The 20,373-nt window shown below is 71.1% G+C and carries 16 protein-coding genes and 2 pseudogenes; 7 read left to right on the top strand and 11 right to left on the bottom strand.

Annotation, left to right across the window (positions count from 1 at the left end; all coding sequences use genetic code 11):
- Positions 1–9: 9 nt before the first annotated feature.
- Both DPQ23_RS01620 and DPQ23_RS01615 read left to right on the top strand, forming a co-directional pair.
- Complete coding sequence (locus tag DPQ23_RS01620; RefSeq protein ID WP_112872913.1) at positions 10–801, top strand: amino acid ABC transporter ATP-binding protein; 792 nt, start codon at positions 10–12, stop codon at positions 799–801.
- 30 nt (positions 802–831) lie between these two features.
- Positions 832–1,776, top strand: a complete 945-nt coding sequence (locus DPQ23_RS01615) for a calcium-binding protein (RefSeq protein WP_112872912.1) — start codon at positions 832–834, stop codon at positions 1,774–1,776.
- Between the two features lie 53 nt (positions 1,777–1,829).
- Here the strand turns inward: DPQ23_RS01615 and DPQ23_RS01610 are convergent, their stop codons facing one another.
- On the bottom strand, positions 1,830–2,690 hold the full coding sequence (locus DPQ23_RS01610; protein ID WP_112872911.1) for a D-amino-acid transaminase: 861 nt from the start codon (positions 2,688–2,690) through the stop codon (positions 1,830–1,832).
- Between the two features lie 170 nt (positions 2,691–2,860).
- Between DPQ23_RS01610 and DPQ23_RS01605 the strand changes: the two genes are divergently transcribed.
- Positions 2,861–3,823 (top strand): L-malyl-CoA/beta-methylmalyl-CoA lyase, encoded by a 963-nt coding sequence (locus DPQ23_RS01605; protein ID WP_112872910.1) that lies wholly within the window; start codon positions 2,861–2,863, stop codon positions 3,821–3,823.
- Positions 3,824–3,965: 142 nt separating this feature from the next.
- Here DPQ23_RS01605 and DPQ23_RS16160 read toward each other — a convergent pair whose 3' ends face one another.
- From DPQ23_RS16160 to DPQ23_RS01580, 5 genes are all read right to left on the bottom strand, one after another.
- Positions 3,966–4,430 (bottom strand): TFIIB-type zinc ribbon-containing protein, encoded by a 465-nt coding sequence (locus DPQ23_RS16160; RefSeq protein ID WP_112872909.1) that lies wholly within the window; start codon positions 4,428–4,430, stop codon positions 3,966–3,968.
- A gap of 57 nt (positions 4,431–4,487) precedes the next feature.
- A complete protein-coding gene (locus DPQ23_RS01595) occupies positions 4,488–6,062 on the bottom strand; it encodes a dipeptide ABC transporter ATP-binding protein (protein ID WP_112872908.1) in 1,575 nt (524 codons plus the stop codon).
- Entirely contained in the window at positions 6,059–6,871 is an 813-nt protein-coding gene (locus tag DPQ23_RS01590; protein ID WP_112872907.1) for an ABC transporter permease, read from the bottom strand. The genes DPQ23_RS01595 and DPQ23_RS01590 overlap by 4 nt, the downstream gene beginning before the upstream one ends.
- Complete coding sequence (locus DPQ23_RS01585; RefSeq protein WP_112872906.1) at positions 6,868–7,806, bottom strand: ABC transporter permease; 939 nt, start codon at positions 7,804–7,806, stop codon at positions 6,868–6,870. Before DPQ23_RS01585 ends, DPQ23_RS01590 begins: the two co-directional genes overlap by 4 nt.
- Before the next feature lie 61 nt (positions 7,807–7,867).
- Complete coding sequence (locus DPQ23_RS01580; RefSeq protein ID WP_112872905.1) at positions 7,868–9,508, bottom strand: MFS transporter; 1,641 nt, start codon at positions 9,506–9,508, stop codon at positions 7,868–7,870.
- A gap of 176 nt (positions 9,509–9,684) precedes the next feature.
- On the opposite strand from DPQ23_RS01580, the gene DPQ23_RS01575 reads away from it, so the two are divergent.
- Positions 9,685–10,083, top strand: a complete 399-nt coding sequence (locus DPQ23_RS01575; protein ID WP_112872904.1) for a hypothetical protein — start codon at positions 9,685–9,687, stop codon at positions 10,081–10,083.
- A 119-nt stretch (positions 10,084–10,202) separates the two neighbouring features.
- Here the strand turns inward: DPQ23_RS01575 and DPQ23_RS01570 are convergent, their stop codons facing one another.
- The gene (locus tag DPQ23_RS01570) at positions 10,203–10,484 is read right to left on the bottom strand and encodes a GlsB/YeaQ/YmgE family stress response membrane protein (protein ID WP_112872903.1); all 282 of its coding nucleotides are present in this window, start codon (positions 10,482–10,484) and stop codon (positions 10,203–10,205) included.
- A gap of 376 nt (positions 10,485–10,860) precedes the next feature.
- Between DPQ23_RS01570 and DPQ23_RS01565 the strand changes: the two genes are divergently transcribed.
- From DPQ23_RS01565 to DPQ23_RS01555, 3 genes are all read left to right on the top strand, one after another.
- Positions 10,861–11,661, top strand: coding sequence for a L,D-transpeptidase (locus DPQ23_RS01565; protein ID WP_112872902.1), 801 nt, complete (start codon positions 10,861–10,863; stop codon positions 11,659–11,661).
- Between the two features lie 175 nt (positions 11,662–11,836).
- A complete protein-coding gene (locus DPQ23_RS01560; protein WP_205961397.1) occupies positions 11,837–12,949 on the top strand; it encodes a lytic transglycosylase domain-containing protein in 1,113 nt (370 codons plus the stop codon).
- Between the two features lie 15 nt (positions 12,950–12,964).
- Positions 12,965–13,852, top strand: coding sequence for a DMT family transporter (locus DPQ23_RS01555; protein ID WP_112872901.1), 888 nt, complete (start codon positions 12,965–12,967; stop codon positions 13,850–13,852).
- 3 nt (positions 13,853–13,855) lie between these two features.
- Here DPQ23_RS01555 and DPQ23_RS01550 read toward each other — a convergent pair whose 3' ends face one another.
- The 4 genes and pseudogenes from DPQ23_RS01550 to gpmI all read right to left on the bottom strand — a co-directional run.
- Positions 13,856–15,325 carry an ABC transporter substrate-binding protein gene (locus DPQ23_RS01550; RefSeq protein ID WP_112872900.1) on the bottom strand — a complete coding sequence of 490 codons (1,470 nt, stop codon included), beginning with the start codon at positions 15,323–15,325 and terminating at the stop codon, positions 13,856–13,858.
- A gap of 86 nt (positions 15,326–15,411) precedes the next feature.
- Positions 15,412–15,930, bottom strand: a complete 519-nt coding sequence (locus tag DPQ23_RS01545) for an RNA pyrophosphohydrolase (RefSeq protein ID WP_112872899.1) — start codon at positions 15,928–15,930, stop codon at positions 15,412–15,414.
- Positions 15,931–16,169: 239 nt separating this feature from the next.
- Positions 16,170–17,498 (bottom strand): annotated as a pseudogene (locus DPQ23_RS01540) (S41 family peptidase); the annotation flags it as partial.
- 1,292 nt (positions 17,499–18,790) lie between these two features.
- Positions 18,791–20,305, bottom strand: a pseudogene (gene gpmI / locus DPQ23_RS15300) (2,3-bisphosphoglycerate-independent phosphoglycerate mutase); the annotation flags it as partial.
- Positions 20,306–20,373 lie beyond the last annotated feature (68 nt).

Here is a 20,373-nt window from a genome sequence, read left to right as displayed (position 1 = left end):
GGGACTGCCATGACCGACCCGCACCCGGACCGCAGCGCCGACCGCCGACCGCTGACGGTCAGCGACCAGGTGGCCATCGAGATCCAGCGCATGAACAAGTGGTTCGGCACGTTCCACGTCCTGCGCGACATCGACCTGACCGTCCACAAGGGCGAACGCATCGTCATCGCCGGCCCGTCCGGGTCGGGCAAGTCGACGCTGATCCGCTGCATCAACCGGCTGGAGGCGCACCAGTCCGGCCGCATCGTGGTGGATGGGATCGAGCTGACCAACGACCTCAAGCACATCGACCAGGTCCGGTCCGAGGTCGGGATGGTGTTCCAGCACTTCAACCTGTTCCCGCACCTGACGGTGCTGGAGAACTGCACGCTGGCGCCGATCTGGGTGCGGCGAGTGCCGCGGCGGCAGGCGGTCGCCACGGCAATGCGCTATCTGGAAAAGGTCCGCATCCCCGAACAGGCGCACAAGTATCCCGGCCAGCTGTCGGGCGGCCAGCAGCAGCGGGTGGCGATCGCCCGGTCGCTGTGCATGGAACCCAAGGTCATGCTGTTCGACGAACCGACGAGCGCCCTTGACCCCGAGATGATCAAGGAGGTTCTGGACACGATGATCGAACTGGCCGAGGACGGCATGACCATGCTGTGCGTGACGCACGAGATGGGCTTTGCGCAGGCGGTGGCCAACCGCGTGATCTTCATGGACCAGGGCCAGATCGTCGAGCAGAACACCCCGCACGAGTTCTTCAACAATCCACAATCCGAACGGACCAAGCTGTTCCTCAGCCAGATTCTGGGGCATTGATCCGCAAGGCGCGGCAACGGGGACGGACCGATGAACCAGATGTTTCTGCTGATGATTGGGGTGCTGGGCGTGGCCGGGATCGGCAGCCTGCTGTCGTCGTCGGACGACGACGAGCTTGAGCCGCTTCCCGACGATCCGATCCGCGGGCGCGACGTGATCGATGGCAGCGCCGATGACGAGGCCCTGACCGGCACCGCCGCGGACGAGGTCATCCGCGCCTGGGAGGGGGATGACACCGTCAGCGGCGGCGGCGGCAACGACGCGATCTATGGCGGCACCGGCGACGACCTCGTCCTTGCGCAGGACGGCGACGACGAGGTGTTCCTGGGCGCCGGCAACGACGTGTACGGCGACCTCGACCTCGGCGCGGACGAGGGCAGCGACACGCTGTGGGGCGGCTCGGGCGACGACACCATCACGGTCAACGGCGGCACCCATGAGCTGTGGGGCGACGACGAGGACGATGACCGGGAAGGCGACGACCTGCTGACCGCGAACGGCGGCCAGGTGACGATCCGGGGCGGGCAGGGCGACGACACCATGGCCGCCTTCGACGACACCTCGGACGCGGCGGACGTGCTGTATGGCGGGGATGGCGACGACGAGCTGACGCTGGGCGCGGGCGACAGCGGCGACGGCGGCGACGGGTCCGACCGTTTCGTGATGGACGCTGGACTGGAGTCCGCCGCGCGGATTGCGGACTGGCAGGGCGACGACCGGATCGTGGTGAACTATGTCGGCACGACCGACAGTCCCCCCGATGTCGAGGTCGTGCAAGCGGGCGCGAATGCCCAACTGGTCGTGAACGGCCAAGTTCTGGCCGTGCTGCAGGACACCGATGCGAATGATGTCGGGAACATCGACCTCGTGGCCCGGAGCAGTTCGACGGGAGCCGTCATAGGCAGCGTTGTCGGCGGGCCAGCGGGTTTGACGGGTGGGGTCGTTGGTCCCTCCGGCCCTACGATCATCGGTTGATTCCTGAAACCTTTTGGCAAAAGGGCCCGCCGGATCGGCGGGCCCTTGTCGTTTCATATGGCCGTATGGCGGCTTTCCTCCAGATAGATCTCGCGCAGGCGGCGGGCGACCGGGCCGGGCGCGCCGGTGCCCACGGCCGCCTCGTCGATGGCCACGACCGGCATGACAAAGGCGCTGGCCGAGGTGATGAACGCCTCGTCCGCGGCCTTGGCCTCGTCCACAGTGAAGCTGCGCTCCTCGACTGTCATCTGCGCCTCGCGCGCGAATCGCAGCACCGCCGCACGGGTGATGCCGTGCAGGATGTCGTTCGACAGCGCCCGCGTGACGATGGCGCCGCCCTTGACGATATAGGCGTTGTTGGACGTGCCTTCGGTCACGAACCCGTCCTCGACCATCCAGGCGTCGTCGGCGCCGCGGGCCTTGGCCTCCATCTTGGCCATGCTGGGATACAGCAGCTGCACCGTCTTGATGTCGCGGCGGTGCCAGCGGATGTCGGGCACGGTCACGACGCGCAGCCCCGTCGCGGCCTGCGGGTTGTCGGCCAGCCCCGGCTTGGACTGGGTGAACATCACCACCGTCGGCGCCGTGCCGGCGGGCGGATAGGCGAAATCGCGGTCCCCCGGATTGCCGCGCGTGACCTGCAGATAGACCAGCCCGTCCGTCACCCCGTTCTCGGCGACCAGCCGGCGGTGCGCGGCCAGCCAGTCGGCGTCGCTCATCGGGTGGGCGATCTCCAGCGCGTCCAGCGAACGTGCCAGCCGCCTCATGTGTCCGTCAAAATCCAGCAGCTTGCCGTCCAGGACGCTGACGACCTCATACACGCCGTCCGCCATCAGGAACCCGCGGTCAAAGACCGAGACGGTGGCCTGATCCTCGGGCAGATACTGGCCGTTGACAAAGACGGTGCGGGTCATGCGGACGCTCCTGTGACGGTGGTGGCACGGGCTTGCGCGAAACCGGCGGGGCGGTCAACCGCCCACGGGCCCGGGACCATGCTGCGCCCGCATCCGCGGCTTGATGCAGGTGCGGCAACAATCTATCAGCGGACGCAGATCACGCGAAACATCCTTCCAGGGAGCCGTCCATGTCCTTTCGCCTTCAGCCGCCCGCACCGGCCCGCCTGAACCGCTGCCAGTTGTTCGGGCCCGGCTCTCGCCCCGCGCTGTTTCCCAAGATGGCCGCCTCGGCCGCCGACGTGATCAACCTGGACCTGGAAGACAGCGTCGCCCCCGATGACAAGGAACAGGCCCGCAAGACCGTCATCGAGGCGATCGGCGACGTGGACTGGGGCACCAAGACGCTGTCGGTGCGCATCAACGGGCTGGACACGCCCTACTGGTACCGCGACGTGGTCGACCTGCTAGAGCAGGCGTCCGACCGGCTGGACCAGATCATGATCCCCAAGGTCGGCAACGCCGCCGATCTTTACGCCGTGGACGCGCTGGTGACCGCCATCGAGCGGGCGCGCGGCCGCAGCAAGCCCATCGCGTTCGAGGTCATCATCGAATCGGCCGCCGGCATCAGCCACGTCGAGGAGATCGCCGCCGGATCGCCGCGCCTGCAGGCGATGAGCCTGGGGGCGGCCGACTTCGCCGCCAGCATGGGCATGGCCACGACCGGCATCGGGGGCACGCAGGAAAACTATTACATGGCGCGTGCGGGGCAGAAATACTGGTCCGACCCGTGGCACTGGGCGCAGGCCGCCATCGTCGCCGCCTGCCGCACCCATGGCATCCTGCCGGTGGACGGCCCGTTCGGGGATTTCAGCGATCAGGACGGGTTCCGGGCGCAGGCGCTGCGGTCGGCGACGCTGGGCATGGTGGGCAAGTGGGCCATCCACCCCAGCCAGGTGGCGCTGGCCAACGAGGTGTTCTCGCCCAGCGAAAGCGCCGTCACCGAGGCGCGCGAGATCCTGGCCGCGATGGAGCATGCCCAGCGCACAGGCGCCGGCGCCGCGGTATACAAAGGTAGACTGGTTGACATCGCGTCTGTCCGTCAGGCACAAGTGATCGTGCGGCAGGCAGAGTTGATCGCCTCGCATCCTTGACACGAAACACCCGGACGGCCAGGCGGGGAGGCCCAGCCGTCAATCGGGGGAGGAGAGGCAGGCCCCGTGCCCACGGCCGGGGCCTGTCGATTTGGAGGCGCGCGGCCGGCGTGGACCCACACCGACGACGCGCAACGCCCCCTTAGAAATCGAACAGGTCCGACAGGAACGATTCGCGCTTTTTCTTCTTGCCGCGATAGTCGTCATCGTCGTCGCGGCGGTATCCCCGGTCATCCGCGCGATAGCCGTCGTCGCGACGGCGGTCGTCCTCATGGCGGCGGCGGTCGTCATCGTCGCGCCGGCGCTCGCCGCGGTAACGGTCGTCGTCATCCCTGCGGCGGTCGGGCTCGCCCGACGCGAACGGCGGCGTGCCATGCAGGACCGGCGCGGCCGAGGGGGGCGCGGGGGGCTGATGGGTGGGGTCGATCGCCGGGCCGCCGGGGGCCTGCATCACCACGGGGCGCTGGTCATCGGCGGTCGCGCGGGCCAGGATCTTGTCCAGTTCACCGCGGTCCAGCCAGACGCCGCGGCACTTGGGGCAATAGTCGATCTCGACGCCGCTGCGCTCGCTCATCACCAGGGTTTCGCCGTCCACCGGGCATTGCATGGCTGTCCTCCGTTCCTGTTGTCTTTCAGGTAGGCGGCGGCCGCCGATCCGCAAGGGTCAGGCGACCCAGTCCGGCGGAATGACCGGCGTCGCGGCGACAAGCCGCCGGGTCGTGGGATGGCGCGGGTCGGACAGGACCTGCGCCGTGGTCCCGTCCTCGACGATCCGGCCCCGGTCCATGACCAGCACCCGGTCGGCGATGGCCCGCACCACCGACAGGTCATGGCTGATGAACAGCCAGGCCAGGCCGTGGCTCGCCCGCAGCCGCGCCAGCAGGTCCAGCACCTGCGCGCGGACCTGCACGTCCAGCGCGCTGACCGCCTCGTCCAGCACGATCAGGCGCGGGCGGATGATCAGCGCGCGCGCGATGGCGATGCGCTGGCGCTGGCCGCCCGAAAACTCGTGGATGTGGCGGGCCATGGCGTCGGGGGACAGCCCGACCTGATCCAGCGCGTCGGCCACCCGGTCGCGCCAGTCGTGCGGCCGGCCGGTCAGGTGGAACGGCTCGGCCACCAGCCGGTCCACCCGCCAGCGCCGGTCAAAGCTGCCATGCGGGTCCTGGAACACGACCTGCACGCGGGCGCGCAGCCGCGCGGGCATCCGGTCGCTGATAGGCTCGCCGTCCAGTTCGATCCGCCCCGCCTGCAGCCGGTCCAGCCCCAGGATCGCGCGCGTCAGCGTCGATTTCCCGCAGCCCGATTCGCCGACCAGCCCGACCGCCTCGCCGTCGGCCACGGTCAGGCTGACCCCGTCCACCGCCCGCAGCACCGGATGCGGCGCAAACGGGGCGCGGCGGGGTAGGGTATAGTCGCGCACGGCCCCGGTCACCCGTAGGATGGGCGCTGCGCCGGCTGCGGCCTGGACGCGGTCGGGCTGGTGGGCCGCGGCGGCAAACAGCGCGCGCGTATAGGGGTGGGTCCGGGCGCGAAACAGCGCCTCGGTCGGGCCCTCGTCCACGATGCGGCCCGCCTGCATGACCGCGACCCGATCGGCGATGCCCGCCACCACGGCCAGGTCATGGGTGATCAGCAGCAGCGCCATCCCCTCGTCCCGCACAAGGCCGCGCAGCAGGTCCAGGATCTGCGCCTGCGTGGTCACGTCCAGCGCGGTCGTCGGCTCGTCCGCGATCAACAGGTCGGGGGCCAGCGCAATGGCCATGGCGATGGCGACGCGCTGGCGCTGCCCGCCCGACAGCTGGTGGGGATAAAGCCCCAGCGGAAACCGGGGCAGGGGCAGGCCCACGCGGTCCAGCCGGTCCCGCGCCCGCGCGGCCGCCTGCGCCCGGTCCAGGCCGCGATGGCGGACCAGCACCTCGGCCACCTGGTCGCCGATGGTCATCAGCGGGTTCAGCGCCGTCATGGGTTCCTGAAAGATCATCCCGATCCGGCGCCCGCGCAGGTCGTTCAGCGCAGGCTCGGGCAGGTCCAGCAGGTTGCGGCCGTCCAGCATGACCGCGCCCGACGCCTTCGCGCCGTCGGGCAGCAGCCCGATGATCGCCAGCGCCGTCATCGATTTGCCCGACCCGCTTTCGCCCACCAGCCCGGTGATCGTGCCGGGGCGCAGCGACAGGTCCACATCCGCCAGCACCGCCCGCCCGCCCAGCCGCACCGACAGCCCGTTCACGCCGATCATGCCAGCCGCGCCTTCAGCCGCGGGTCCAGCGCGTCGCGCAGCCCGTCGCCCAGCAGGTTCAGCCCCAGGACGGTCAGGACGATGGCGACGCCCGGCACGATGGCGACATGGGGGGCCAGCGTGACCATCGTCTGCGCCTCGGCCAGCATCCGGCCCCAGCTGGGCGTGGGCGGCTGCGCCCCAAGGCCGACATAGGACAGGCCCGCCTCGGCCAGGATGCCCAGGCTGAACTGGATCGTGCCCTGCACGATCAGCAGGCTGGCGATGTTGGGCAGGATGTGTTCCGCGCTGATCCGCGCCCGGCCCTTGCCCGCGACCTGCGCCGCGCGGACATAGTCCAGCGTCCAGATCGGCAGGGCGACGGCCCGGGTGACGCGGGCGAACACCGGGATGTTGAAGATGCCGATGGCCAGGATGGCGTTGACCGCCGAAGGGCCGAAGGCCGCCGTGATCAGGATCGCGATCACCAGCGAGGGAAAGGCGAACACCAGGTCGTTGCCGCGCATCACGACCTCGTCCACCCAGCCGCCGCGCGCCGCGGCCAGCAGGCCCAGGGGCACCCCCGCGCCCATGCCGATCCCGACCGCCAGCAGCGCCACCGCCAGCGAGGTGCGCGCCCCCACCATCACCATCGACAGGATGTCGCGCCCGAAGTGGTCGGTCCCGAACGGATGCGCGGCCGAGGGCGGGCGCAGCTTGTCCGCGATGCTGACGCCGGTCACGTCGAAGGGCGTCCAGACGAACGACAGCAGCGCCGCCGCGATGGCAAGGGCGGTCAGCACCGCGCCGAGGATCAGCCCCGCCCTCATCGGCCGCGCAGCCTGGGGTCCACGGCGGCATAGGCCAGGTCGACCAGGAACGTCACCAGGATCACGGCCGCGACCAGCACCAGCACCGCCGACTGCACCACCACCAGGTCGCGCTGGCTGATCGCCTGAAAGATCAGCCGGCCCAGTCCAGGCAGATAGAACACGTTCTCGATGATGATGGCGCCCGCCAGCAAAAAGGAAAACTGCATCCCCAGGATGGTCAGCACCGGGATCAGCGCGTTCCTCAGGGCGTGGCGGCGCAGCGCCTGCCCACGGCTGAGGCCCTTGGCGCGGGCCGAGCGGATATAGTCCTGCTCCAGCGTCTCGATCAGGGCGGACCGCAGCACCCGCGCCAGGATCGCGGCCTGCGGCAGCGCCAGCGCGATGGCGGGCAGCATCAGCGCCTTGAGGGCGGCCAGGGGATGGCCCCAGCCGGGAAACCCGCCGGCCGGCAGCCAGCGCAGGCGGACCGCGAACACCAGCACCAGCAGCATGGCGAACCAGAAGTTCGGCAGCGCGATCCCCAGTTGCGTGCCGCCCATCACCGCGACATCCCCCGCGCGGCCCCGGCGGCTGGCGGCATACATCCCGGCCGGAAAGGCCACTGCGACCGCCAGCACCAGCGCCATCAGCGCCAGCGGCAGCGACACGAGCACGCGGTCCGCGATCATGTCCGCCACCGGCGTCTTGTAGGCGAGGCTGGTGCCCAGGTCCCCCGTCACGACGCCCCCCAGCCAGCGCGCATAGCGAACGGGCCAGGGCAGGTCCAACCCCATCTGCTCGCGCAGCGCCGCGACCGTGTCGGGCCGCGCCCCCGTTCCCAGCACAAAGCTGGCCGGATCGCCCGGCACCAGGTCCACGACCGCAAAGATCACCGCCGAGGCGACCAGCAGGCTGACCGCCAGCGAGATCAGGCGGCGAATCAACGGGCGCATGACGCGGGCCGGGCGAGGGCGGGGACGGGGACGCGGGCGGGGACGCGGGCGGCAGGCTCGGTCATGACCCCGGAACCTCGATCTTGCCGATCAGCGGCAGGTCGTCGGCGGGGCTGACGCTGTGACGCTCGATCATGCGGTGTACCTGGGGGCTGCCCTCGCCCTGGTGCAGGGCGCCCAGCGCCTCGGTCACGGTGTTGTCGGCCTTGGTGCGCCGCAGGTTGTGGCGGACGTAATCGTCCCAGGTGGCGATGTGATAGGATTCCGACCACAGTTCCGGGTTTTCCAGGTCGCGCAGCAGCGCCCAGTTGCGCGCCCCGTCGCGGCGGCGGATGTTGCGCCGCAGCGCCATCAGCCGCAGGAACGCCGGGGTGTCCTGCGCCGCGATGCGGTAATCGACCATGACCATGATCGGCCCCGACCGCCCGCGCAGGTCCAGCGCCAGCGAGGGTTCGCGAAAACGGTTCACCGGGTCCAGGTCCAGCATCCCGTATTCCGGCTGGCTGAACCAGTGCCCGGCCAGCGCCCCCAGCACCAGCAGCGCCGCCGCGCCCAGCAGCGCCTCGTCCACCGACCGCGCGCCCGCGACCGCGCCCCACAGCCACGCCCCCGCCGCCATGCCGCCAAAGGTCGCCGTCTGGTAGAGCGCCAGCGCGCGCGCCACCACCCAGCGCGGCGTGGACAGTTGCACCGTCACGTTGAACAGCGACAGCGCCATGACCCAGCTTGCCCCCGCGGGCATCAGGGCCAGGCCCTGCAGCCACACGTTGTCAGTCAGCGCCAGCACCAAGCAGGACAGCGCGAACAGCGCGAAGGCAAGGCGCACCACGCGTTCGTTGCTGAGGGTGGCGCGGATGCGGGTGTTCAGCGCCGCCCCCGCGATCGCCCCCACGCCATAGCAGCCCAGCAGCAGGCCCAGCATCAGCGAGCCGCCCTCGGGGTGGCTGGTCGCGATCAGCGGCAGCAGCGCCAGGACGGCCACGGCCGAGACGCCGAACAGCGCCGCGCGCGCCAGCACCCGCATCAGGTTGGGCGACAGCGCGACATAGCGCAGCCCCGCCGCCAGCGCCGGGCCCAGCGGCTCGGGCGCGGCGGTGCGGGGGACGGGGCGGGGCGGCGGGGTCCATCGCAGCATCGCGCCCAGCAGGGGCAGATAGCTGGCGGCGTTGACGGCGAACGCCGCCGCCGCGCCAAAGGCCGCGATGATCAGCCCGCCGGCCGCGGGCCCCACCGACCGCATCAGGTTGAACCCGACCGAGTTCAGCGTCACCGCCGCCGGCAGGTCGGCGCGGGGCACCAGGTCGCCCATGCTGGCCTGCCAGGGCGGGTTGTAAAGCGCCTGCCCCACGCCGATCACGAAGGTAAAGGCCAGCAGGCTCCACGGGGCCAGCCAGCCCAGCCACGCCACCACCGCCAGCAGCAGCGAGCCCGCGGCCATGATCCCGATCGCCGCCAGCAGCAGGCGGCGGCGATCGAAGATGTCGGCCAGCGCCCCCGACACCAGCGCAAACAGCATGATCGGCAGCGTGTTGGACGCCTGCACCAGCGCGATCAGCGTGGCGCTTTGGGTCAGCTGCGTCATCAGCCACGCCGCGCCCACCGCCTGCACCAGCCCGCCGAAGTTCGACACCAGCGTCGCCGCCCACAGGGTGCGGAAGGCCTTGTGACGGAACGGGGCGAGGGTCGGGGACTGCGGCGGCATGGCGCCACCCTAGCAGCAGCGACGGCGGCGACAACGGGGCGAGGGGGAAACATGTGGCTGCGCGCCGGCAAGGCCCGCGCGCAGCCGCAGGTCCGACGGCGGCGGGCCGGATTGACGCGGTCCCGCGCCTGCGCATGCTGGGCCCTGGGCCGCGCGGGGTCCAAAGGGGGGCGCCGATGACGGATGCGGGACATCACGGCAAGGGGGCTGCGGGCAGCGACGCGCGCGGCGGTGCGCCATTGCTGGGGCTGAGGGCGATCATGGACGGGCGGGGGGTCGAGGCGGTCGTGCTGACCTCTGACCAGGCGATCGGATGCTACGGGGCGGGCCTGCCCGGCGCCTTGCCGCGGCCCGGCGCGCTGGTGGTGACTGCGCGTGCCAGCCTGCCCGTCAGCGGCAGCGATCGGGCCACGCTGTGGTCGGGCGTTGCGGGGATCGTGGGCCGGGGCCGCGCGGTGGGCTATCAGGGGGACTGCCTGACCGAGCAGGACCGGGCCGCGATGCAGGCCGCGCTGGCCCCCCGGCACGCCATCGACATCGGCCCGGACATCCTGCGCCAGATCGGGCAGTCCTGAGGTCCGGCGGCGGAAGGCCCACGCGCAGGTGCGCACTTGCCGCCATGCCAGGGCCCCCGCCGGTCGGGCGGGGGCCAAGGGGTCCGCAGAGGCCCGGCCGGGGTCGCGCTGCGGGGCGATCAGGACCGGTTGAACAGCCGCAGGATCAGCAGCAGGATCACCGCGCCGATGGTCGAGAAGATGATCGAGCCGAGGATGCTGGTCCCCACGACGGCGTTGTCGGCGGTGGCGGGCGCGGCGCCGATGTTCCAGCCGAAGGCGGGGAACAGGAAGTTGGCGATCAGCGCGCCGACGATGCCGACGACGATGTTCATCACGACCCCCTGGCCGTGGCCCTTGACGATCTGGCCGGCCAGCCAGCCCGCGATGGCGCCGATGATGATGGCGATGATGAAGCCCATGAAAGCTGTCCTTTCGATTGCGAGGGCGCCGATCCCGCACGCCCGTCCTGCGCAGACAACCTCTGGTGCCCGACCCGGTTCCGGCAGGCCGCACGGGAACTTGATGCGCTGGACGGCCCGCGACATTTTGGTCACTTTCATCCAGTCCCGCATGGCCTTATGCGCTGAACTGGTGTCGTGGGCCCTTGACGCATTTCTGCCACGCGGCGCGTTTTTTGCGCTGCTTTGCTTGACGTTGCGGCGGCGGCGCGGCGTAACGAACCCATCCGAGTCGGCGCGCGCGGCCTGCCCCCGTCCGCTGCCGGCGTTTCACGCTGCCACCCCTCGGGCCGCAGGCTCTGCCGGCCGCGGTCCTGACCGTCTGAAGGAAATCCCGATGCGTTTCGCACCCGTCATGCTGGCGCTTGCGCTGGGCCTTGCGGCCTGTGCGCCGACGACCGCCGTCGCCCCGCCCTCGGCGTCGGGGACCGTGCCCGCCATCTATCAGGCCCGCACCGACACCGGCCCCGGGGGAGAGCCGATCGAGATCGCGGCCGTCAAGCCCGCCTATCTGACCGAACGCAACCGCCGTCAGCGCGTCGTCTACAACGGCGGCGATGCGCCCGGCACGATCGTCGTCGATCCCTATGCGCGCGTGCTGTATCTGGTCCACGAGGGCGGCGAGGCGACGCGCTTCGGCATCGCCGTGGGCCGCGCGGGCACCGGCTTTGCCGGCAACGCCACCATCCGGCGCAAGGCCCAGTGGCCGTCCTGGACACCCACCGCCAACATGGTGCGGACCGAGCCCGAGCTGTACGGCGCCGTGCGCGACGGCCTGCCGGGCGGCATCGGCAACCCGCTGGGGTCGCGCGCGCTGTATCTGTACCAGGGCGGCCGCGACACGATGTACCGCATCCACGGCACGATGGACCCGTCGTCGGTCGGCAAGGCGACCTCGGCCGGGTGCATCCGGCTGTTCAACCAGGACATCATGGACCTGTTCGAGCAGACGCCGATGGGCACCCAGGTGCGCGTGCGCACCCCGGCCGAAAGCGCCGCGCTGGAAGGGCCGCTTGTCGAGACGCCCGACGGCTATCTGCTGCCCGCCGGTCCGCAGCCCACCGCGGCGGCGCAGCCCATCCCCGCGGCGCTGCCTGCCACAGCCTCTCCGGTCGAAAGCGCCGTGCCGGCCGGCTGAGCCGGGGCGCGAAACCGGACCGCTCCTGCGCGGGCGGCCCGCAAGGCCTCGGCGGCGCGCGCGGTCGCAGACGATGGTGCTGCGCGGCGAGGGTTAACAACCTGACCGGCAGTTGCTAACGCTGGGCCGGGACAGTGGCGTGGGGGCAGGCGTGCGTGCGATTGCGTTGATCTGTATGGCGCTGGCGCTGGCCGCGCCGGCGTGGGCCGAACGCTCGGGCGCCGCCGGTCCCCAAGGCGCGGTGTTGCCCGCGGGGTCCGCGCCAGCGGCCCTGCCGGACCCGGGGCGCGGTCAGGCGCTTGCCGCCGCCGATCCGGCCGCCCCGGCCGAGGCGGGCACAGCGGTTGCCGATCAGCCCGCCCCCGATCAGCCCGCCCCCGATCAGCCCGACTCCGATCCGCCCGGCAAGGCCCAACCGTCCGCCGCCGCCGCGCCCGATCCCGACGCTGTGAAAGCGGGCACATCCCAGGACAGCACCACCCGCCGCTGCACCGCAGACGGGCGCAGCTGCATCCAGGCGGCCAGCTACGTCGCGGACGTCTGCACCACCATCGAGCGCGCCGCGACCGAGAACCGGCTGGACCCCAATTTCCTGGCCCGCCTGCTGTGGAAGGAAAGCCTGTTCGAGCCCGAGGCGATCTCGCCCGTGGGCGCGCTGGGCATCGCGCAGTTCATGCCGGGCACGGCCCGCCTGCGCAAGCTGGACGATCCGATGAACCCGGCCAAGGCGATCCATGCCTCGGCCGATTACCTGCGCGACCTGATCGACGGGTTCGGCAGCATGGGCCTGGCCGCCATCGCCTATAACGGCGGCGAGGCGCGGGCGGCGCGGTTCAGCAACGGCGGCCATGTGCTGCCCTATGAGACGCAGGATTACGTCGAGGCGATCACCGGCCACAACGCCTGGGCCTGGCGCGACAACCCGCCCGATGCGGCCTCGCTGGACCTGCGGCTGGACAAGGACAAGCCGTTCCGCGATGCCTGCGTGACGCTGGCGGCAAAGCGGACGCTGAAGGAATTCGGCACGCCGTCGCGCGTGTGGCCGTGGGGCGTGATCGTGGCCTCTCACCCCAAGCAGTCTGGCGCACAGGCGCAGGTCAGCCGGCTGAACCGCCAGCTGCGCCCGATCCTTGGCGGCAAGCGCGTCAGCTATGTCCGCAAGTCGCTGAGCGGCGGGACGCGCCGCATCTACACCGCGCAGGTCGGCTATTCGTCCCGGACCGAGGCGTTCGCGTTCTGCAACCGGCTCAAGTCGGTCGGGGGCCGCTGCATCGTGCTGAAGAACTGACGGCCCGACGCACGCATGACCAACGCCCTGCTGTTCGCCACGACCGTGCTGGTCTGGGGCACGACCTGGATCGGCATCCGCATGCAGGTCGGGCCGGTGCCGGTGCTGGTGTCGGTGCTGTACCGATTCCTGCTGGCGGCGGCGATCCTGCTGGGGGCGCTGGCGCTGTCGGGCCGGCTGCGCTGGCCGGCGGCGCGCCACCATCCGTTCCTGATCCTGCAGGCGCTGTGCCTGTTCAGCCTGAACTTCTTGTGCTTTTACGCCGCGGCCGGGCGGATCCCGTCGGGGCTGGTGTCGGTGATCTTCTCGCTGGCCACCATCTTCAACGCCGTGAACGCGCGCCTGTTCTTCGGCGAGCGGATCACCGGCCGCGTGGCGCTGGCGGCGGCGCTGGGCGCGGCGGGGGTGGGGCTTTTGTTCGCGCGCGACCTGATGGGGGCCGCGGACCCGGCGGCGCTGCACGGCGTCGGGCTGGCGATGCTGGGAACGCTGCTGTTTTCCTGGGGCAACATGGTGTCGCGGCGCAACGGCATGGCGGGGGTGCCGCTGATGTCGGCCAACGCCTGGGGCATGGGCTATGCCGTGCTGATCCTGGGGGCGCTGATCGCGGCCACCGGCACGCCCGTCGTGGCGCCGCCGGACGGGCGCTATCTGATGGCGCTGGTCTATCTGGCGGTGGCGGCGTCGGTGATCGGGTTCACGACCTACCTGATGCTGGTGGCGCGGATCGGGTCGTCACGCGCGGCCTATGCGACGGTGCTGTTTCCGGTCATCGCGCTGACCATCTCGACCGTGGTCGAGGGATATCGCTGGCACTGGACGGGGTTCGTCGGACTGGCCTTTGCCCTGGCGGGCAATCTGGTGCTGTTCGCCCGGCCGGCGGGCTGGCGCCGGCCGGGCTGAGGGTCAGTCGGTCCAGCGCACCTGCGTCAGGTCGTTGGCTGGCGAGGGCGCATCCTGCCACAGCCCCTGGATCCGGGCATCGGCGACGCCGGTGCGCGCCATCTGGAACAGATAGGCGGCGGGGTGGTCGGCGGCCAGCTTTTCCTGCGCCTGCTTCAGCAGGGCGCTGCGTTCGGCAGGGTCGATGGCCGCATCCAGCCGCGCCATCAGCGCCCGGAACTCGGCGTTGTCATAGCCGATGTAATAGCCGTCGCGGGCATAGATGCCGATGTCCAGCGGCTCGACATGGCTGATGATGGTCAGGTCGAAATCCGCGTTCTTGAACACGGTCTCCAGCCACTGCGCCCATTCCATGTTCGTCGTCTGCGTCTGGATGCCCACGTCGCGCAGCTGCGCGGCCAGGATCTCGCCCCCGCGGCGGGCATAGGGCGGCGGCGGCAGCGCCAGTCGCAGCGTCAGGTCCGCGACCCCCGCCTCGGCCAGCAGGGCGCGGGCGCGGTCGGGATCGTGGGGCGAGGCCGCGACCAGATCGACATAGTCGGGGTGATGGGGCGCGAAATGGCTGCCGATCGGCGTGCCATAGCCGAACATCGCGCCCTCGATGATCGCCTGCCGGTCCACGGCCAGCGCGATCGCCTTGCGCACGCGGGGGTCGTCCAGCGGCGGCTTGCGGTTGTTCATCGACAGGATCGTCTCGCCCTCGGTCGTGCCCACGATCACCTTGAAGCGCGGATCGGCCTTGATCTGCTCCAGCGTCTCGGGCGCGGGATACTGCGGGAAGGCGTCGATGTCGCCCGCCATCAGCGCCGCGAACGCCGCCGTCGGGTCCGAGATGAACCGGAAGGTCGCGGTCTTCAGCGCGGGCTTGTCGCCCCAGTAGCCGTCGAACGCGGTCAGGGTGATGTGGTCGCCCTGCATCCATTCCCCCAGGCGGAACGGGCCCGTGCCGACCGGGGCGGTGGCGGCGGTCGCGGCGGATGCCGGGTCCAGGATCACCGCGTCGCCCCAGGCCATCTTCCACGGAAAGTTGCCGTCGGGCGCGGCCAGCGTGACGCGCACATGGTCGGGGGCCACGGCCTCGACGGCGGCGATGCCCTCGAACAGCGCCTTTTGCGCGTTGGTCGAGCCGGGCGCGCGCGCCCGGTCCAGCGAAAACACCACGTCGGAGGCGTCGAACGCCTGCCCGTCATGGAAGGTGACGCCGCTGCGCAGCTTGAAGTCATAGGTCTTGCCCTCGTCCGACGCCTGCCAGCTTTCGGCCAGGCCCGGCACGATGGTGCCGTCGGGGGCAAAGCGGGTCAGCCCCTCGAACAGGTTGGAATAGACCACCTCGTCGATGGCGGCGGCGGCTCCGGCGGTCGGGTCCAGGTTCGGCGGCTCCAGCACCATCCCCAGCCGGATCGCGTCCGATGCGGCCAGCGCGGGGCCGGTCAGGGCCGCGACGGCGGCGGCGGTCATCAGCAAACGAAGCATGTCTGTCCCCCCAAGGGCGTGATCGGCCACAGCCTAGCGCCCGGCGGCGGGGGATCAAGGGCGCGCAGGGCGCGACCTTGGCCGGGTCACCCGCGCGGGGCGTCCAGCCACGGCGCAAAGGCCGCGAAGACCCGGTCATAGACGTCGCGCTTGAACGGCACGATCCGGTCGCGGATCTCGGCGGGGGTCATCCAGCGCCAGGAATCGAACTCGGGGTGCTCGGTCGCGATGTCGATCTGGTCGTCGGGTCCGGCAAACCGGATCAGATACCATTTCTGCCGCTGCCCGCCGAAGCGGCCGTTCCAGATGCGGCCGACCAGCTCGTCGGGCAGGTCATAGCGCACCCAGTCGGGCGTCTCGGCCAGGACCTCGCAGCAGGCGGGATCGATGCCGGTTTCCTCGCGCAGCTCGCGCAGGGCGGCGGCGCGGGGGTCCTCGTCGGGGTCGATGCCGCCCTGGGGCATCTGCCAGGCATCCGAGGGGTTGTCGATGCGGTGCCCGGCGAACACCTGCCCCACGCCGTTGACCAGCACCACCCCCGCGCAGGGGCGATAGGGCAGGCCGGCCGGTCCCAGTTCCGAGGGGTCGAAGGCCGCGCCGCTCATGGCCGCGATTCGGCGGGGCGCACGGGGGGCGCGGCGGTCTCGGCCGCAGGCGCGTCCGTGGCGGGGGCGCTGGCGTCAACCGGATCCGTCACCGGCGCCTCGTCCTCGCCTGCAGCGTCCGCCTTGTCGGCCGCGGGCTTGTCCGTGGCCGGGGGGTCGGCCTGCGCGCCCTCGCTGGTCGCGTCCTCGCCGGTGACGGCGGGCTTGGCCGCCTCGGGCACGGCGGCGGCGCGGTATTCGACCGCGGCCAGACCCTTGAGGATGTCCACGGCATAGGCCAGCTGGTAATCCTCCTCGCGCAGCTTGGCGGTCGCCTCGACCTGCTTGGCCTCTTCCTCGATCTGGCGCTTTTCCTCGTCGCTGATCGAATCGTTGTTCAGCGCGCCGCGCAGGTCGCTTTCCGAGGTGTTGAAGTTCGACGCGCTTTTCGGCGCGTCCTCCTCGGCCGCCTCGGGATCGGGGCGGGGCTGTTCGACGATGATGTCGGGGTTGATGCCCATCGCCTGGATCGACCGGCCTGACGGCGTGTAATAGCGCGCGGTGGTCAGGCGGATCGCGCTGTCGGACGTGACCGGCATCACCGTCTGGACCGAGCCCTTGCCGAACGACTTGGTGCCCACGACGATGGCGCGGCGGTGGTCCTGCAACGCGCCCGTCACGATTTCCGACGCGCTGGCCGAGCCGCCGTTGATCAGCGCGACCATGGGCTTGCCCTGCGCCAGGTCGCCGGCCTCGGCGTTCCAGCGCTCGCTGTCCTCGGGCTTGCGGCCGCGGGTGGACACGATCTCGCCCTTGTCCAGGAACGCGTCGCTGACCTGGATCGCCTGGTCCAGCAACCCGCCGGGGTTGTTGCGCAGGTCGACGACAAAGCCCGTCACCTTGTCGATGCCGCCGGCCTCGGCGATGGCCTTTTCCATCTCGGCCTTCAGGGTGTCATAGGTCTCGTCGTTGAACGTGGCGATGCGCAGCACGACCGCCTGCCCCTCGACCCGCGTCTTGACGACGGTCAGCTTGATGGTGTCGCGGGTGATCTTCAGGTCGAACGGCTCGGTCTCGCCCTCGCGCAGGATGGTGATGGTGATCTCCGACCCGATCGGGCCGCGCATCTTCTCGACGGATTCGTCCAGGCTCAGCCCCATCAGCGGCTCGCCATCGACATGGGTGATGAAATCGCCGGGCTTGACGCCGGCCTCGGCGGCGGGCGTGCCGTCGATGGGCGAGATGACCTTGACCAGCCCGTCCTCCTGCCCGACCTCGATCCCCAGGCCCCCGAAGGTGCCGCGGGTCTGGGTCTGCATGTCCTCATAGTCGTTGGCCGACAGGAACGACGAGTGCGGGTCCAGCGACGTCAGCATCCCGTTGATCGCGGCCTCGATCAGGGTCTTGTCGTCCACCTGCTCGACGTAATCCTGCCGCACCCGCTCGAAGATGCTTCCGAACAGGTCCAGCTGCTCATAGATCGAGACGTTCTTGCCCGCCTCTTGCGCGATCAGCGGGCCGGCCAGCTGGGTCGTCACCAGGATGCCGGCCAGCGTTCCGCCGATCCCGGCCATCAGATAGTTCTTCATTCGGTTGTCCTGACCTCGTCTGAACCGTTCCCGGCCGCGGCCGCATCGGCGGTGATCACCGGATTCATCACGAACCACTCGGCGGGGTCCAGCGTTTCCTTGCCGTGCCGCAGTTCCACATACAGCTGCGGCGCATCCGTGGGCGGCGAGTCGCCTGCGGCAGAGGCGACAAAGCCCGCGCCGAACTCGGCCGCCGGGCCTTCGTTGCCACCCATCAGGCCAAGCGGCTCGCCCGCGGCCAGCACGTCGCCGGTTTCGCCGAACACCCGCGCCAGGCCCGCCACCACCAACAGATAGTCGCGCGCGGGCTCGACGATCATCACATTGCCGTAATCGAGCAGCGGCCCACGATAGCGGATGGTCGCGGGCCAGGGCGTCGTGACCAGCGCCGCCGGCTGCGTCGCGATGGTCAGCCCCGGCCGCCGGACGCCGTTCGGGTCGGGGTCATCGTGGCCGCGCACCACCTGTCCCAGCACCGGCAGCGGCAGGTTGCCCTGCGCGGCCTCGAAATCGGCCATCGGGGCGCCGATGTCCTCCTCCATCCCGACGATGCCTTCGGCAAAGCTGTCCAGCGTCTCGGCCGAGCGCACCAGCGATGTCAGTTCGGCCGGGTCCTCGCCGAAGCGGACCGGCACGCTGGAGCGGTCCGTCACGGCCGAGGCGAGCAGGCGGCGCGCCTCCTGCACCTGGGACAGGCCCTGCGCCAGCGTGTCGGCGGCGGCCTGCTCGATCGCGCGGACGGTCGCGATCTCGGCCAGCCCGGCCTTGAGGCTGTCGGCCTCGGCCTGCAGGGCGGGGGCGACGGCCGCCAGCACCATGCCGGACCGCGCGGTGCTGGCGGGACCCGCAGGGTGCAGCAGCATCAGGGTTTCAGGCGATTGCTGCATGGCGGTCATCACGCCCAGGACACGCGACAGCCGGTCGCGGCGGGTGTCGAATTCGGCGCGCACCTGCGCCTCGCGCAGGGCGGCGCGGCGCAGCCCGTCGCGCAGCGCGGCCTGGCCCAGCTCATAGGCGCGGATCACCTCGGTCAGGGCCACCACCTGATCGTCCGCGGTCAGCGCCTGGTCGAGCTGGCCCATCGCGGCGCGCAGCCGGTCGGCGGCGGCGGCGGCCTGGCGGGCCGCGGCCTCGGCGGGGGTCGGCGATTCGGCCGGCTGGCCGGCGGCGGTGGTCACGGCCTGGTGCCCGCCCTCGGTCACGACCGCCTGCGCGGACGCGCTGCCCGCAAGCGCCATCAGCGCCAGCGCCGCCGCACGGCAAAGGTCCCGGCGCGGGAACAGGGGGCGCTGGATCAGGCTGCGGCCGGTCATCTCGGGCGGCAGGGGCAGGCCCATCAGGTCCAGCACCGTGGGCGCCACGTCGGCCAGACGCCCGCCCGCGCGCAGGGTTGCCCCCGCCGGGCCGCCATGGACGATCACCGGGACGGGGTTCGTCGTGTGGGCGGTGTGCGGGCCGCCGGTCGCGGGGTCGATCATCGTCTCGCAGTTGCCGTGGTCGGCGATCACCACGGCGGCGCCGCCCACGCGGTCCAGCGCGTCCAGCATCATCCCCAGCCCCCGGTCCACCGCCTCGCAGGCGCGGGCGGCGGCGGGCAGGCTGCCGGTGTGGCCCACCATGTCGGGGTTGGCATAGTTGACCACGATCAGGTCATAGCCCTGCCCGATCGCGGCGACGAGCCGGTCGGACACCTCGGCCGCCGCCATCTCGGGGGCCAGGTCATAGGTCGCGACCTTGGGGCTGGCGGGCATGACGCGGTCCTCGCCGGGTTCCGGCGCTTCCTTGCCGCCGTTCAGGAAAAAGGTGACATGGGGGTATTTCTCGGTCTCGGCCAGGCGGAACTGGCGCAGCCCCTGCGCCGCCACCCAGGCGCCCAGCGTGTTGGCCACCTGCCGCTTGGGATAGGCGGCGGTCATGTATTCGTCGTGGCGCGCCGAATAATCCACCATCCCCAGAACCCCCGACCAGCGCGGTCGGCCGGTCACGTCGAACTCGGCAAAGCCGGGCTGGGCCAGCGCCGCCATGATCTCGCGCGCGCGGTCGGCGCGGAAGTTCAGGCAGAAGAACCCGTCCCCGTCGCGCGCGCCCGCATAGCCGGGCAGGACGGTGGGCTGGATGAACTCGTCCGTCTCGCCGCGGGCATAGGCGTCGGCCACCGCCTGCGCGGGGTCTGGGGCCGTCAGCCCCTGACCGCGCACCATCGCCGCAAAGGCGCGCTCGACCCGGTCCCAGCGGTTGTCGCGGTCCATCGCGTAATAGCGGCCGATGACCGTGCCCACGGTGACGCCCGCGGGCAGGGCGCCCGCCAGTTCCGTCACGAACCCCAGCGCGGATTGCGGCGGCACATCGCGCCCGTCGGTGATCGCGTGCAGCACCACCGGCACGCCCTGCGCCGCGGCCGCGCGGCAGGCGGCGACGACATGGGCGATATGGCCGTGGACGCCGCCGTTCGACACCACGCCCATCAGATGCGCAACCCCGCCGGCCGCCTTGATCCGGTCCACAAAGGCGCGCATCGCCGGGTTGTCGAAAAAGCTGCCGTCCTCGATCGCCAGGTCGATCTGGCCCAGGTCCATCGCCACCACCCGGCCCGCGCCGATGTTGGTGTGCCCCACCTCGGAGTTGCCCATCTGCCCGCTGGGCAGGCCCACGTCGGGCCCATGGGTGACCAGCGTGGCATTCGGGTCCTGCGCCATCAGCCGGCGAAAGTTCGGGACATGGGCCACGTCGGGGGCCGATTGCTCGGGCCGGTCCGAGAGGCCCCAGCCATCCAGGATGCACAGCACGACGGGTTTCGGATGGGTCATGACGGTCCCTGTGCCTGATCGGTCCGGGCGGGTTCTACGCCCCGCGGGGACAGGGGGCAAGGCAAGCG

Source organism: Paracoccus endophyticus (genome assembly GCF_003286075.1).
Taxonomy (GTDB): domain Bacteria; phylum Pseudomonadota; class Alphaproteobacteria; order Rhodobacterales; family Rhodobacteraceae; genus Paracoccus; species Paracoccus endophyticus.
Note: the sequence above shows the minus strand (reverse complement) of the source record. Positions and strands in the feature narration are given on the sequence as shown.

What these genes read in the sequence shown, in the direction of transcription:
- DPQ23_RS01620 (WP_112872913.1), top strand. Translation starts at nt 10, where the DNA reads ATGACCGACCCGCACCCGGACCGCAGCGCCGACCGCCGACCGCTGACG.
- DPQ23_RS01615 (WP_112872912.1), top strand. Translation starts at nt 832, where the DNA reads ATGAACCAGATGTTTCTGCTGATGATTGGGGTGCTGGGCGTGGCCGGG.
- DPQ23_RS01610 (WP_112872911.1), bottom strand. Translation starts at nt 2,690, where the DNA reads ATGACCCGCACCGTCTTTGTCAACGGCCAGTATCTGCCCGAGGATCAG.
- DPQ23_RS01605 (WP_112872910.1), top strand. Translation starts at nt 2,861, where the DNA reads ATGTCCTTTCGCCTTCAGCCGCCCGCACCGGCCCGCCTGAACCGCTGC.
- DPQ23_RS16160 (WP_112872909.1), bottom strand. Translation starts at nt 4,430, where the DNA reads ATGCAATGCCCGGTGGACGGCGAAACCCTGGTGATGAGCGAGCGCAGC.
- DPQ23_RS01595 (WP_112872908.1), bottom strand. Translation starts at nt 6,062, where the DNA reads ATGATCGGCGTGAACGGGCTGTCGGTGCGGCTGGGCGGGCGGGCGGTG.
- DPQ23_RS01590 (WP_112872907.1), bottom strand. Translation starts at nt 6,871, where the DNA reads ATGAGGGCGGGGCTGATCCTCGGCGCGGTGCTGACCGCCCTTGCCATC.
- DPQ23_RS01585 (WP_112872906.1), bottom strand. Translation starts at nt 7,806, where the DNA reads ATGCGCCCGTTGATTCGCCGCCTGATCTCGCTGGCGGTCAGCCTGCTG.
- DPQ23_RS01580 (WP_112872905.1), bottom strand. Translation starts at nt 9,508, where the DNA reads ATGCCGCCGCAGTCCCCGACCCTCGCCCCGTTCCGTCACAAGGCCTTC.
- DPQ23_RS01575 (WP_112872904.1), top strand. Translation starts at nt 9,685, where the DNA reads ATGACGGATGCGGGACATCACGGCAAGGGGGCTGCGGGCAGCGACGCG.
- DPQ23_RS01570 (WP_112872903.1), bottom strand. Translation starts at nt 10,484, where the DNA reads ATGGGCTTCATCATCGCCATCATCATCGGCGCCATCGCGGGCTGGCTG.
- DPQ23_RS01565 (WP_112872902.1), top strand. Translation starts at nt 10,861, where the DNA reads ATGCGTTTCGCACCCGTCATGCTGGCGCTTGCGCTGGGCCTTGCGGCC.
- DPQ23_RS01560 (WP_205961397.1), top strand. Translation starts at nt 11,837, where the DNA reads ATGGCGCTGGCGCTGGCCGCGCCGGCGTGGGCCGAACGCTCGGGCGCC.
- DPQ23_RS01555 (WP_112872901.1), top strand. Translation starts at nt 12,965, where the DNA reads ATGACCAACGCCCTGCTGTTCGCCACGACCGTGCTGGTCTGGGGCACG.
- DPQ23_RS01550 (WP_112872900.1), bottom strand. Translation starts at nt 15,325, where the DNA reads ATGCTTCGTTTGCTGATGACCGCCGCCGCCGTCGCGGCCCTGACCGGC.
- DPQ23_RS01545 (WP_112872899.1), bottom strand. Translation starts at nt 15,930, where the DNA reads ATGAGCGGCGCGGCCTTCGACCCCTCGGAACTGGGACCGGCCGGCCTG.